The organism is Thiocapsa marina 5811, from assembly GCF_000223985.1.
GTDB classification, from domain to species: Bacteria; Pseudomonadota; Gammaproteobacteria; order Chromatiales; family Chromatiaceae; genus Thiocapsa; species Thiocapsa marina.
The window spans coordinates 42802-55572 of the sequence record NZ_AFWV01000021.1; the positions used below are offsets into that span (position 1 = coordinate 42802).

Sequence of the window (12771 nt, forward strand, 5' to 3'; positions counted from 1 at the left end):
GAGCTCAGGTCACGAAGAGGAACACAATATGCCAACCTTCGTCTACATGACGCGCTGTGACGGCTGCGGTCAGTGTGTCGATATTTGCCCCTCGGATATCATGCACATCGATCCGGTGGTGCGCCGCGCCTACAATATCGAGCCCAACATGTGCTGGGAGTGCTACTCCTGCGTGAAGGCTTGTCCGCACAACGCCATCGACGTCCGCGGTTATGCGGATTTCGCCCCGCTCGGTCATTCGGTCCGGGTGCAACGTGACGAGGAAAAGGGTGTCATCGCTTGGCGGATCATCTTCCGCAATGGCGAAAAGGACATGAATCTCCTGGCCCCGATCACGACAAAGCCGTGGGGAAAGCACATTCCTCAATTGTCAGACGCGCCTGCTCCAAGTCAGGAGATGCGCGACGGCGAACTTCTGTACAACGAGCCGAAGTACCTCCGATTCGATGACGGTGGTTTGCACACACTCGAAGCCGCCGGGCTTCAACTGAAAGTAGGGGTGTACGAATGATGGGCTACAAGACAGTCGTTGAGGACGGCATCGACATCCTGGTTTGCGGTGCAGGGCTCGGCGGTACCGGTGCCGCCTTCGAGGCCCGCTACTGGGGCAAAGACAAGAAGATCGTCATCGCCGAAAAGGCGAACATCGATCGCTCCGGCGCGGTGGCTCAGGGTCTATACGCCATCAACTGCTATATGGGCACCCGTTTCGGGGAGAATAACCCCGAAGACCACGTTCGTTACGCGCGCATCGACCTGATGGGCATGGTCCGCGAAGACCTCCTGTTCGATATGGCACGCCACGTCGACTCGACTGTGCACCAGTTCGAGGAATGGGGTCTGCCCTTGATGCGCAACCCGAAGACGGGCGCGTATCAGCGCGAAGGGCGCTGGCAGATCATGATCCACGGCGAGTCGTACAAGCCGATCGTCGCCGAGGCTGCCAAGAAGTCTGCCGACAAGGTCTTCAATCGTGTCTGCGTGACCCATCTGTTGATGGACGAATCCAAAGAGAACCGCGTTGCCGGGGCCGTCGGATTCAATGTACGCACCGGCAACTACCACGTGTTCAAGTCCAAGGCAGTGGTCGTTGCGGCAGGCGGAGCGTCGAACATCTTCAAGCCACGTTCCGTCGGCGAGGGTGCCGGCCGCGTTTGGTATGCACCTTGGTCTTCGGGCTCCGCCTATGGGCTCATGATCGGTGCCGGCGCTAAGATGACCCAGATGGAGAACAGAATCGTTCTCGCGCGCTTCAAAGACGGATACGGTCCGGTCGGTGCGTACTTCCTGCACCTCAAGACCTATACGCAAAACGGCATGGGCGAAGAGTACGAGTCCAAGTGGTTCCCCGCCCTGGAAAAAATGGTCGGTAAGCGCTATCTGGACGTCGAGGCGTCGCACCTTTCGCATCGCCCGATTCCCACCTGTCTGCGGAATCACGCGTTCATCAACGAGGTCAACGCGGGCCGCGGTCCGATCCACATGGTGACGATGGAAGCGTTCCAGGACCCGCATCTCGAAGAGATCGGCTGGCACAACTTCTTGGGCATGACCGTCGGCCAGGCCGTGTTGTGGGCAGCGACGGATGTCGACCCCAAGTACGAAAACCCGGAGCTCACCACCTCCGAACCTTACGTGATGGGCTCTCACGCCACCGGTTGCGGTGCCTGGTGCTCAGGTCCCGAAGACATATCCCCGCCGGATTACTTCTGGGGCTACAACCGAATGACGACCGTGGAAGGTCTGTTCGGTGCCGGTGACGCTGTCGGTGGTACGCCGCACGCATTCTCCTCCGGCTCGTTCACGGAAGGCCGGCTTGCAGCCAAGGCGGCCTGCAAGTACATCGATGACGGGAAGGCCGAGGGTATCCGCGTCTCCGATGAGCAGATCAATCGGCGCAAGGAAGAGGTCTACAAGCCGATGGAGCACTACAAGATCTATCGGAACGAGATCACCGCCGGCTCGGTCAATCCGAACTATATCAACCCGCGTCAGGGGTTGGATCGCCTGCAGAAGCTGATGGACGAGTATTGCGGCGGAGTGACGGTCAGCTACATGACCAACGAGAAGCTGCTGAATATCGGTCTCAAGAAACTCAAGCTCCTGGAAGAGGACCTCGAGAAGATCGCTGCGGAGAATGTTCACGAGCTGCTGCGGGCTTGGGAGCTGAAGCATCGCCACCTCACTTCCGAGGCTGTCATGCATCACACGCTGTTCCGCAAAGAGACCCGCTGGCCCGGCTACTACTATCGCGGTGACGCGATGAAGGTGGATGACGATAACTGGCATGTGCTCACCGTCTCCCGCCGGGATCCCGAGACCGGCGAGTACACGATGGAGAAAGCACCGTGCTATCACCTGATCGAGGACAAGCACGAAGCTAAGGCTGCATAAGCCTCTGCGCAAGCCGAGGCCCCGGAACCGGGGTCTCGGGCTTCTTCTTTCGGTACGACCACGCTTGTTGGACGAGCGCCAGGCTGAGAGGTATGGGCGCTCGTGTAGTCGCCACCCAAAATGCCCGGTGTCTATCCGAGTCGTTCGATCGCTGTAAAGCCGGCGGCCGAGGCTTCAGCTCCTAACAAGATTGCCGAGACGCACACCGATGGCGATGCGAAATGAACATTAACGATAAATCGGACGAGGAGATACTCGAGATCGCTCATCCGATGTGGGACGAGCTGGTTCAGTTCTCGAACAAGGGGCAATACGGAAAATTTATCAGGAAGTTCTCGTACGAGCTGCTGCTCGGTTTAAACGAGGTCGAGCTTGGTAAGCAGTTCGCGCACAGCGAATTGTCCAGAAACCTGGTCGAAGAGCGCGACTTTCTTGGTCTTATTCGGCGTGGCGAGCATGTCACTGTTCTCTATCGCATGCGAAGTACGACGAAGGAAGGGGAGTGGCTGGGACGAATGGTTCTCGGCTATGAAAAAGGCGAGGTGCGTATTTTCGCCGTGTCGATTTTCTGAGAGTCATGACAGATATCATCCAACATAACAAGTACGTCGAGCTCAAGTACCGAGTCGTCGACGCCAAGAGCGGCCAAGTCTTAACGGCTGTCGATTTTCCGTTGGGCTATGTCCACGGTGTCAACGACGTGCTCTCATCCCAAGTCATGGCAGAGCTCGAGGGCAGAGCAGTCGGTGATGCGATAACGGTCGAGCTCGACAGCAACACCTTGTTCGGTTCTCGGGACGAGTCTCTCGTCGTAACGGACTACATCGAGAACGTTCCCGAAGAGTACCGAGAGGTCGGTACCACGATTCTCATGGAGAACGAGCAGGGCGAGACGAAGACGTTCCTGGTCACGCGAGTCGACGAGAAGACAGTGACCATTGACGGCAATAATCCGTTGTGTGGACGAGACGTCGTGTTCGAGCTTGAGATATTGTCGGTCCGCGATGCCACGGAGGCAGAGGTGGCAGCCGGCGGCAAGGTCGAAATGCCGCCTGCGGTAACGGGCATGAAATCCGTATCCCTCTAGCGAACCAGCGAAAAAGACGAGAGTCAGAGCTTCCCCCTATGAGTAAAAAAGAATGCAGCTGAACCTCGATCCGACGCTATTTGACGAACAGCAATTCATCCTCGTCCGCGAGCTGGTTCAGAGTATCAGAGTCAAGTTGCAGGAAGCGGGCTTGAGTGGTGAAAATCTGGAAGACGCGACAGCGAGCATCGCGTTCAGTGTCGCCAGTACGCTCGATGACACGGCGGCGATTGAAGTCGACGGGATGGAGGTCCATCCGTATCTGACATTTCGCACGTCGGATGAAGAGTTAACGCACTGCGGTGAAAACTCGTACACGCATGAGTTCGTGTATGAGGCCCTGCAAATTCTGTCCAAAAGACCAACCGAATGATCATGCTTGGGTCGCGGTTCATTTCGAGTCCGCTGCAAGGCTGTCGTCGATGCGCCCTCTTCGCGAGGGATCGCACGGGTCGCGGCCAGTCAAGTGTTGATATTGGTTCCCTGACCGGCGCCCGCGGTATCGTTGGCGCGCTCCGTTCAGTCCACAGTGGCATGTCTAGAGAAGGTGACTTATGAGCGAACAATCCAAGACCAGACCAAAGGTTCCGGAAGGTAAGGTGCGTTTCCACAGGACCAAGCAAATGGAACCCAACGAGAAGGGTTTTGTCGGATACCAGACGATCTGGGAAACGCTTCAGAAAGAGGTCGAGTACAAGGCCCCGAAGCGGCCCTAGTCTTCTCCGGGGCATGAGGCTTGCCGGGTTGTCGGCGGCCTCAAACCCCCCGCGGCCTCACACCCCCGCGAGGATCAAGCGGTCGGGGAACTCCTTCAGTCTGTTTCGGTGTCTCGATCGTCCAAGCCGACAAATCATCCCTCGGGAGTTTCCTCGGCTTTCCCCCCGTACGCTTTCTCTTCGTCCGTCGCATCGCGAACCAACAGGACTTTCACCTGGTAGATGACCTCCCTGCCGCAGAGCGGGTTGTTGCCATCGAACGTGATCTTGTCCCCTTCGATTTTGGTCACCAAGAAACTTTTCATTTGACCGAGATTGTTCTCCATCAGAATCCGGGTGCCGACCTGGCGATACTCGCGCGGCACGAGAGCGACCTTCTCGGTGACAACGAGTGATTCGTCCCTTGCACCGTACAACGCATTGCAGTCGACCAGTAGGTCGACCCGTTGACCTTGAGTCTTGCCCACAAGCTCGCGGGTGATGATCGGCGCCAATATCTCGTTTACCCCGTGAACGTAGTTGAGCGGGCGCGAGATCTCCGTCAGGACATCTCCGGTTGTGCTGTCGCGCACGAGGTAGGTCAGCTCGACATACTTGCCGTCGGTAATGGTATTGGTGCTGGTTTCGGTCATGGTGAGGTTCGCTCGTTCTTTTGTGTTTCAACGACAGGGTCATGCGGCCGGTTTGAAGTCATACGCTCCGCCGCTCATGATGACATGCGAACGACTTGTTTTCGATTGAGCCGATGCAACGCCGCTCATGGCGGAATGCCTGAGACCCGGTCGGTCGGCCGGGGTAATGGTCGGCAAGGCGGCCTCAAAGATAGCGCTGGGCGGCGGAAACGAAGTCCTCCTGGTGGGGCAGCTCTCGCGGGTCGATCGCGACCGGCAGGACGACGGCGCGCGCACCGAGGGCGCTTTGGAGCTCGTGGAGGACCATGACGCGAGCCGAGGGGTCGTCGGGATCACGCAGGATGTTCATTGGTCCCAGGCAGAGCTGGATGTCCTCCGACCACACCTGATGCTCGGCCTCTGCGAGACGGTCGGCAACAATCTCCAGATGGGCCTTCAATAGACCCGTGTCTGCGCCGAGCATCTGCAAGTGTTGCGAAACGGCGTCGAATTCGGCTTGGATTCCGGCCGCGTCCGGGTCGTCCGGACTCGGTTGATCGAAACTCAGCGTCCCGCGTTGCATGTTGCGCAGCTGACGCCGCAGCAGATCGCACTGGCGTGTGAGATCCGCACGCTCGACCTGTGCCTCGGCGATCCGGGCTAGGGCGAGGGCGAGCAGATGATCGAAGGCACGCCGCTTGAGAAAGCGCCTGCACTCCTCGTCCATGGCCCGGGGCTCCAGCAGGTGGTGTCCGGAGAAGCTGACCGTCACTTGGGCGACGTCGCGGCGCACCTGGTCACCCACCACGTCCATCCCGAGGATGTTTCTCTCCTCCCGACGCGCCATGAGAAGGGCCGTCACCCGCTCGGCACCACGCCCCTCGTTCCCGGAAAGATACTCCGACAGGGCCCGGTCGCGGGCGAAGACTTGCAGCATCTCCTCGCCAGAGGCGAACAGCGCCGAAAGCCGCGGATCGTTGCGATAGTCGCCGAGTCCGGCCGCCACGGTCGCAGGGATGCCGTCCACGAGGGCCACTACATGGTCGATCGCGTGGATGACGGGTTTTCGCAGCCGCTTGCGGTAACCGGGGACCAGTCGCAACCGGGGGTCGGTGCCGTCCACGGTGCGCTCGATGGCCATCTCGATCAGAGACTCGGGATAGTGTCCGACGGCCTCGCGGCCGCCGAAGATGGATTGAAAGAGCTTCATCGGTTCTCTTCCGGTTGGGCCGTCTGCGACCGGTAGCGCTCCACGGCCATCTGCAGATTGAACAGCATGCGCTCGCGGCCGAGGGTCTCGCCGAGAGGCGAGCGCTGCACCATGCGCAGGACCTCCGGGTTCAACGCCACGAGCCAGAGCGAGGCACCGCGCTCGCGCAGACGCTCTTCGCCCTCGATCAGCATCTTGAGTGCCGAGTACTCGATGTCGGGCACCGCGCTGAAATCCATCGCGACCACCTTGGGCTCGGCCGCGTCGATCAGCGGCAAGAGTTGTTCGCCGATGCGTTGGGCATTGGCGAAGAAGATGCGTCCTTCCGGGCGCACCATCAGGAGACCGGGGAAGGTCTCGTCGTCCGGATGTGTCGCCGACTCGGGGCGAAAGACATCGGTGCCGGGCTTGCGGCCCAGGACATAGAGCCGTGGATGGGCGGCCTGATAGGCGAGGGCGACGAGCGAGACGATAACCGCCACCAGGATCCCCTTCAGGGTCCCGAGCACCACGACACCGGCGAAGGCCACCAGTGCCCAGACGAACTCCATGCTCCGGATGCGCAGGATGTCGCGAAACTCGGCCGGTTGGATCAGGCCGATCGAGTAGACGATCACCACGGCGGCCATGGTGGCCTGGGGCATCAGCCCCATCAGCGGCGCGAGGAAGATCAGCGTCGCGAGCGCGGCGATCGCCGTCACCAGGCCCGCCACCCGGGTGCGGGCTCCGGCACGCCGGTTCACCGCCGTCTGAGAGGTGCCGCCGCCGGCGGGCATGGCGCCGAACAGTCCGCCGGCCACATTGCCGAGCCCGGTCGCCAAGAGCTCTCGGTTCGGCGCGGGGCGCGGCTCACCCGGACCGGCAAAGGCCCGCGCCGCGGCGATGGACTCGGTAAAGCTCATCAAGGCGATGCCCAGGGCGCCGGGCCAAAGTTGGGCGATGAGGTCGAAGTCGGGCGCAACGAAGGCCGGCAGCCCCGAGGGGATATGGCCCACGGTCTCCACGCCGTGCGCCTGGAGTGCAAAGAGACCCGAGGCGGCAATCCCCAGCCCGACGGCGACCAGCGGCGCGGGGGCGCGGGGGAGGAATCGCTCCATCCCGCCCAGGATGACGAGCATCGCCACGCCGACGGCCAGGGTGACGAGCGAGGTCTCGGGCAGATGCTGCACCAGCGCGAGCAGATTCTGCAAAAAGCCGCCTTTTTCGAAATGGATGCCCAACAGCTTCGGGACCTGATCGAGGACGATGACGAGCCCGATCCCCGCCTTGAAGCCCGTCAGGACCGGTTCCGAGATGAAACTCGCGACGACCCCGAGACGCAGCACCGAGGCCAGGATCAACATGATCCCGACCAGGACGGCTAGCGTCGCGGAGGCGCTCAACAGTGCCGCCGGATCCCCGCTCGGCACGACCAGGGCAAGCTGGGTGCCGGTCAGGATCGCGAGCGTTGTGGTCGTGCTGACGCTGAGCGGCCGCGAGGTCCCGAGGAGCGCGTAGATCACCATCGGCACGAAGGCCGTGTAGAGCCCGATCTCCACCGGCAGGCCGGCGACCGTGGCATAGGCCATGGCCTTGGGCACCACGACCGCTGCCGTGGTCAGACCGGCGACCAGGTCCAATCGCAGCCACTCCCCTCGGTCACCGTCGAGCCGCTCAAGCATCTTTGTACCCCTCATGCGGATTCAGATGGCCCATGCTTCCACTCGCTTCGGGTTGGTCGACGCCCACCGCGCCCTTCGACCCTGACGACCAGAGGAATCAAGGCAGCAAGAAAACGGCCAAACCTCGCGGAGCGATCACCGTTGGCAGGGTGCGCTGAAAGGTCATCATTCGTCAAAGGCTTGATCTTACCGCTACCGACACAGTTCATCTTGGCCCGGCACTCCCTGCTCCGGAATATCGGAGTCTCTACGACTTCTCGGAGGCGTGCGCGGCGAGATTGATCCGGATGCAGACAGCAAGGTGTCTATAGGGTTAGCATCGGTTCTCACGCCGGGGCGGCGTACGACGACATCATCCTTCGATCCCCGCAGCGGAGCCGCGCCTTGAGTTACCGAGAACGTATCACCCTCGAGCCCGACAAGCGTTCGGGACAGCCCTGTATCCCGGGGCTGCGCATCACCGTATACGACATCCTCGGTTACCTTGCCGCCGGGATGACCGAGGCCGAGATTCTGGAGGACTTCCCTGATCTCGAAGCGGCGGACATCCTCGCCGCGCTGGCGTTTGCCGCGGATTTTGATCGACGGCTGCTGATCGTGCCGAATCTGTGAAGCTCCTGCTGGACCAGAACCTCTCTCCGCGACTGACCGATTTGCTCGCAGACATCTATCCGGAATGTATCCATGTCCGTGAGCTCGGGATGGCAAGGGTCGTGGATGCGCCAAACGTCGAGCTCATTCGAAAGTGAGCATCTCGCTCTGATTCGACCTGGCGCCTCCTCTCGGCAGGCTAACGGGCGGTATCCATCGGCCTCCCGGGGAAGTCGTGGAGCCAGGCCAGAAACAGCTTATAGCCGAGCACCAGGACGACCGCACCGACGAACAGCCCGATGATGCCGGAGGTGATGAAGCCGCCGATCGCACCGACGAAGATCACCGCCATGGGCACCTGCACGCCGCGCCCGAGCAGGATGGGCTTCAAGAAGTTGTCGATGCTGCCGACGAATAGGCTCCAGATCACGAAGAGTATCGCCGGTACGGTATCCGCCGTCGCCAGGACATAGATCACGATCGGGATGGTGATCGGAAAAACGCCGATCTGGACCGTGCTGAGCAGCAGACACAGCAGTGCCCAGAGCCCGGCGCCGGGTAGGCCGATGGCCATGAAGCCGATGCCGGCGAGAATGGATTGGATCAGCGCGACACCGAGGATCCCGCGGGTGACGCTGCGGACCGTCGCCTCGGCCAGTTCAGCGAAGTCCGCTCCTCGCTCGCCGGCCAAGCGGACGGCGAGCGTTCGGGCGAATGCTCCGCTCGCCTTAGCGTTGGCGAGGAACACCCCGGCGATGATGATGGCGACGATGAACTGAAGGATGCCAAAACCCGCGCCGGCCGCGGTCGACAACAGCCATCCACCGACGGTCTTCAGTTGCGGCGCGATCTTCTGGACCGCCGCCATGAGGTTCCCGGATGCCTGGGACCAGAAGGTACTCAGAGCCTCTCCGACCAGTACCGCGTCGACCCCAAACGTCGTCACAATACTCGCGGATGGAGCGGTCCGACGAGCACTTTCCGCCGCGGGCGGTGTTCAGGATCGTGCCCGTGGCGTCTGCCGAGTACATCGAGAAGCTGACGCCGTCCGACGCGGATCGGCACCGAGCGGGTAGGGTTGGCCGCGTTCTACGGTATCGCTCATCGGATCACTCCACAGGAAAAGGCCGCGGATCCCAAGGGAAGGGAGTCGCCAGGCTCACCCTCTCGGGAAGGCCGAATAATCCACCGTGATCGTTTGCATCGATCCCCCTTCGCTGGGGTGTCAGTCTGTCCGGATATGCGCCCGAACCCATTTCCGGCGATTGCCGACAGTGCCGTGATCGGCCAGAATCGGAGAGTTCGACGATTCGCCCGCGCCAAGCCCACCGGCTTGCCGATGAGGTAGGCGGTTTCTCGGAGGTCCACACCTTGGAAGCGAAAAAGCTCCGTACGATCGACGACTTGCTGCGGTCCCCCGAAGAGCGCGTCGAGCTGATCAACGGCGAGATCGTCAAGCGGCCGATGGCCCGCTCCGATCATGCGCTGGTCCAATCCGGCCTCTCCGACGAGGTCGCTGTTCTGAAGAGAAAGAATGGCCCCGGCGGCTGGTGGATCATGCCCGAGATCAGCGTCAACTACAGTGAGACCCAGTGCCCGAGCCATGACTTGGCGGGATGGCGACGGGAGCGCGTACCGCGCAGGCCTACGGGCGTCATGGAGATCCTGCCGGATTGGGTTTGTGAGATTACCTCGCCGGGGCATGAGCGGAAGCACCTCTTTCACCACTTCATGCTCTTGCAGCGCCACGGAGTCCCCGACTACTGGATCATTTCCCCGGAAGACAAGGCGCTGATCGCCTATCGACTCGTGGACGGAAAGTATCATGTCGTGTTCTCGGTGGAATACGGCGTCGAGGCGGCGGCTGACCGGGTACGAATCCCTCCGTTCGAAGAGATCGAGATGGACCTCCGCTATGTCTTCGGGGGCGAAGACTGACCCCGACTGACGGAGATTGCCTCAGATGTCGCCCGGTTCGTCGGGGACATCTTCCGGTAAAGTGAATGGCGTCGCGAACAGCAGCGGGGTCATGAACAGCGCACCACCGCCGGGGCGATGGATGTCGGCCTGCTCGTAGATGCGATCGAAGAGTGCTTCCGCGTCGTCCCCATCGGCGACGATCCGGACCATGCGCACCAGGGACGGCTCGGGCAGTTTGCCCTTCCGCGTGACGGCCTCCCGCAGCACTGAATGTCCGCGACAGTAGACGCTCTCGGCCCGGGTAATGCCCTGCTCGCGCAGCCAGGTAAGCAGCCGCCGCTCGGTGCCGTCGTCGGGCAGGATGCAGGAGATGAGCTTGGCCGGCTGGCCGGGAACCCGCGGGGCTGCTTGGATCGGACTCATGCCATGTCCCCATGGTCCGAAAGCGTTGCGAGAACCTCGCGCGGGATATAGGTGGCCATCCGCTCGACCGGCGTGATGTAGGCCATGCCGGCGCCGGGCGCATGGAGGTCCGCGGCGCGGTAAACCGCCTCGAAGACCACGTCCTGATAGTCGGTAGCGACCAGGATGCTGACCACATCCTTCTCCGCCTCGATCGCGATCCCGAGGAGCCCGAGCCGCTCCCGCGGGCCGATGCCCCTGGCATGATGGACCAACGCACCGGCCGCTCCCATGGCCCTGGCGGCGGCGATGACCGCATCGCCGCGCCCGGTCGCGACGACGCAGGTAATCAGCGCGACGTCGGTCAAATAGGTGATCTTCGCGTCTTTCATACCAGTGCCTGGACCTCTTGCTCATGATGGATGGCCGCCTCGCCGTCGGCGGCCCTTGCCTGCCGGCCGGCCTGCATGCGCGCCCACAACCCCGTCAGCAGGACGCTGATGATCGGGCCGATGGAGGCCAGGCAGAGGATGCCGAAGCCTTCGACGGCGTGGGTGGCGTTGCCGAGCCCGAGCCCCATTGCCAGCACCAGCGGCACTGTGATCGGCCCGGTCGTGACGCCGGCGCTGTCCCAGGCGACGTTGACGAAGGCCTCAGAGGACAGGGCCGTCAGCGCGGCGGCGAGCAGATAGGGCGGGACGATGAGCCAGACCAGCGGCAGGTCGAAGACGAGTTTGGTCACGCCCAGCGCGATTCCGCAGGCGACCCCGACCGACACGGCCAGGATCAGCGTGCGTTTCTTGAAGAAACCGTTGGTGAGCTGCTCGGCGGTGACGCCCAAGGCGTTCAGCGCCGGCTCGGCGATGGTGGCCCCGAATCCCAGCACCCAGGCGAACGCCAGCGCGATCGTGACACCGACCGCGTAGCGGTACAGCGGTGAGCCGTCCGCGCCCGGGATCTCCATGAAGGCGGCAGGGACCAGCGACCCCGCGCTCCCCCCGAGATTGGAGAGCCCATAGGTCAAGCCGAGGTTGAAGAGGCACATGCCGATCACCGTCAGTCCGATCCCGAGCATCATCTCGCGCGGGCGGGGCAGGCGTTCCTTCAGTACCAGCTTCAGGATCAGCAGCAGGAACAGCACCAACGGCAGGATGGCGCGAATCCCCATCACCACCTCCAGACCGGGGCTGCGCCGATACCAGGGGAGGGGGCCGGTATCAGCCCCCGTCGCCGCGGCGGCGGCAACGATCTCGGCAGGGGTGACCGTGCCGGCGACGTAAAGGCTCAACAGCAGGACGCCGATGATCGGAAACAGCGAGGCCAGGGTGACGATACCGAAGCCCGAGAGACCGGAATCGGCCCGACCTGCGGCGGCCGCGATACCGATACCGAGCGCCAGCACCAGCGGCACAGTGACCGGGCCGGTAGTCACCGCACCGGCATCCCAGGCCAGCCCGAGCACCGTCGTCAGCTCCGGATCGGCCGAGGCGTACAGAGTCAGGCCGAGCACCGGCACCAGGGAAGCGTAGATCAGCGGCTTCAGGCTCCAGCCGTACAGGAAGCGCAGGGTCCCCACTACTGCGGCGAGCCCGACGCTCGCACCGATCACGAACACCAGTGCCATCGTCCATTCGTTGAGCAGCGCCCACAAATAGGGCGCCTGCTCGGCCGAGACGTTCTGCCCGGCGGTCTTCAGGGCCCCGATGGCCGGCTCCGCGAAGGTCACGCCGATGCCGAGCAGCAGCGTGATGAAGAGCACCAACGGCAGCGGCGACTTGCGGGGCAGGGTGTGCCCGATCAGCTCGCCGAACGGCATCAACCCCAGCTTCAAGCCCTCCATGAAGAACATCAGACCGAGGATGACGGCGAAGAGTCCGCCGGTGACGAGCCAGGAGTCGTCGATGAGCTGGCGAAGGATCAGGATCTGGAACAGTGCCAGATAGAGCGCCAAGGGGACCACCGCCTTGAACTGCTCCATGAAGCGCACGGAGAGATAGGGCCGCAGCAGGGCCGCGATCTCGTCTGGGTGCAGGCGGATCGGGCCCGGGGCAGGGGGCGGTACGGCCCGTCCTTCCGCGTCCCGTCCGACCGGCGGTGCGATGGCGTTGAAGCTCAGCTCCCGACGTCCGGCACCGATGGTCTGAAGATAGTCGGCGTAACGTACTGTCGGTTTCATAGG

At 62.4% G+C, this 12771-nt stretch carries 16 protein-coding genes; 9 read left to right on the forward strand and 7 right to left on the reverse strand.

Features of this window, described 5'->3' with window-relative positions; genetic code table 11:
* Window positions 1-28 precede the first annotated feature (28 nt).
* The 6 genes from aprB to THIMADRAFT_RS27595 all read left to right on the forward strand — a co-directional run bounded on the left by aprB (window position 29) and on the right by THIMADRAFT_RS27595 (window position 4197).
* Window positions 29-511 (forward strand): adenylyl-sulfate reductase subunit beta, encoded by a 483-nt coding sequence (gene aprB / locus THIMADRAFT_RS22420; RefSeq protein ID WP_007195422.1) that lies wholly within the window; start codon window positions 29-31, stop codon window positions 509-511.
* The gene (gene aprA / locus THIMADRAFT_RS22425; protein ID WP_040733839.1) at window positions 511-2394 is read left to right on the forward strand and encodes an adenylyl-sulfate reductase subunit alpha; all 1884 of its coding nucleotides are present in this window, start codon (window positions 511-513) and stop codon (window positions 2392-2394) included. Before aprB ends, aprA begins: the two co-directional genes overlap by 1 nt.
* A gap of 221 nt (window positions 2395-2615) precedes the next feature.
* Window positions 2616-2966 (forward strand): hypothetical protein, encoded by a 351-nt coding sequence (locus THIMADRAFT_RS22430; RefSeq protein WP_007195424.1) that lies wholly within the window; start codon window positions 2616-2618, stop codon window positions 2964-2966.
* 5 nt (window positions 2967-2971) lie between these two features.
* The gene (locus THIMADRAFT_RS22435; protein WP_007195425.1) at window positions 2972-3481 is read left to right on the forward strand and encodes an FKBP-type peptidyl-prolyl cis-trans isomerase; all 510 of its coding nucleotides are present in this window, start codon (window positions 2972-2974) and stop codon (window positions 3479-3481) included.
* Between the two features lie 52 nt (window positions 3482-3533).
* Window positions 3534-3854: a hypothetical protein gene (locus THIMADRAFT_RS22440; protein ID WP_007195426.1), complete on the forward strand. Its 321-nt coding sequence runs from the start codon at window positions 3534-3536 to the stop codon at window positions 3852-3854.
* A 181-nt stretch (window positions 3855-4035) separates the two neighbouring features.
* Window positions 4036-4197, forward strand: a complete 162-nt coding sequence (locus tag THIMADRAFT_RS27595) for a hypothetical protein (RefSeq protein WP_007195427.1) — start codon at window positions 4036-4038, stop codon at window positions 4195-4197.
* A 134-nt stretch (window positions 4198-4331) separates the two neighbouring features.
* Here THIMADRAFT_RS27595 and THIMADRAFT_RS22445 read toward each other — a convergent pair whose 3' ends face one another.
* From THIMADRAFT_RS22445 to THIMADRAFT_RS22455, 3 genes are all read right to left on the reverse strand, one after another.
* Window positions 4332-4829 (reverse strand): FKBP-type peptidyl-prolyl cis-trans isomerase, encoded by a 498-nt coding sequence (locus THIMADRAFT_RS22445; RefSeq protein WP_007195428.1) that lies wholly within the window; start codon window positions 4827-4829, stop codon window positions 4332-4334.
* Window positions 4830-5013: 184 nt separating this feature from the next.
* On the reverse strand, window positions 5014-6018 hold the full coding sequence (locus THIMADRAFT_RS22450) for a hypothetical protein (protein ID WP_007195429.1): 1005 nt from the start codon (window positions 6016-6018) through the stop codon (window positions 5014-5016).
* A complete protein-coding gene (locus tag THIMADRAFT_RS22455; protein ID WP_007195430.1) occupies window positions 6015-7679 on the reverse strand; it encodes a SulP family inorganic anion transporter in 1665 nt (554 codons plus the stop codon). Before THIMADRAFT_RS22455 ends, THIMADRAFT_RS22450 begins: the two co-directional genes overlap by 4 nt.
* 384 nt (window positions 7680-8063) lie before the next feature.
* On the opposite strand from THIMADRAFT_RS22455, the gene THIMADRAFT_RS22460 reads away from it, so the two are divergent.
* On the forward strand, window positions 8064-8291 hold the full coding sequence (locus tag THIMADRAFT_RS22460; protein WP_007195431.1) for a DUF433 domain-containing protein: 228 nt from the start codon (window positions 8064-8066) through the stop codon (window positions 8289-8291).
* Entirely contained in the window at window positions 8288-8428 is a 141-nt protein-coding gene (locus tag THIMADRAFT_RS28690) for a DUF5615 family PIN-like protein (protein WP_158308411.1), read from the forward strand. Before THIMADRAFT_RS22460 ends, THIMADRAFT_RS28690 begins: the two co-directional genes overlap by 4 nt.
* 41 nt (window positions 8429-8469) lie before the next feature.
* On the opposite strand, the gene THIMADRAFT_RS22465 is transcribed toward THIMADRAFT_RS28690, so the two are convergent.
* Window positions 8470-9216 (reverse strand): AI-2E family transporter, encoded by a 747-nt coding sequence (locus THIMADRAFT_RS22465; protein ID WP_233490330.1) that lies wholly within the window; start codon window positions 9214-9216, stop codon window positions 8470-8472.
* Window positions 9217-9641: 425 nt separating this feature from the next.
* Here THIMADRAFT_RS22465 and THIMADRAFT_RS22470 point away from each other — a divergent pair, with 425 nt between their 5' ends.
* Entirely contained in the window at window positions 9642-10208 is a 567-nt protein-coding gene (locus THIMADRAFT_RS22470) for a Uma2 family endonuclease (RefSeq protein ID WP_007195433.1), read from the forward strand.
* 21 nt (window positions 10209-10229) lie between these two features.
* Here THIMADRAFT_RS22470 and THIMADRAFT_RS22475 read toward each other — a convergent pair whose 3' ends face one another.
* From THIMADRAFT_RS22475 to THIMADRAFT_RS22485, 3 genes are read right to left on the reverse strand one after another with little or no spacing between them, the layout of a single operon-like run.
* The gene (locus tag THIMADRAFT_RS22475) at window positions 10230-10613 is read right to left on the reverse strand and encodes a hypothetical protein (protein WP_007195434.1); all 384 of its coding nucleotides are present in this window, start codon (window positions 10611-10613) and stop codon (window positions 10230-10232) included.
* Window positions 10610-10984 carry a P-II family nitrogen regulator gene (locus THIMADRAFT_RS22480; protein WP_007195435.1) on the reverse strand — a complete coding sequence of 125 codons (375 nt, stop codon included), beginning with the start codon at window positions 10982-10984 and terminating at the stop codon, window positions 10610-10612. Before THIMADRAFT_RS22480 ends, THIMADRAFT_RS22475 begins: the two co-directional genes overlap by 4 nt.
* A complete protein-coding gene (locus THIMADRAFT_RS22485; RefSeq protein ID WP_007195436.1) occupies window positions 10981-12768 on the reverse strand; it encodes a DUF1538 domain-containing protein in 1788 nt (595 codons plus the stop codon). The genes THIMADRAFT_RS22480 and THIMADRAFT_RS22485 overlap by 4 nt, the downstream gene beginning before the upstream one ends.
* Window positions 12769-12771: the final 3 nt, after the last annotated feature.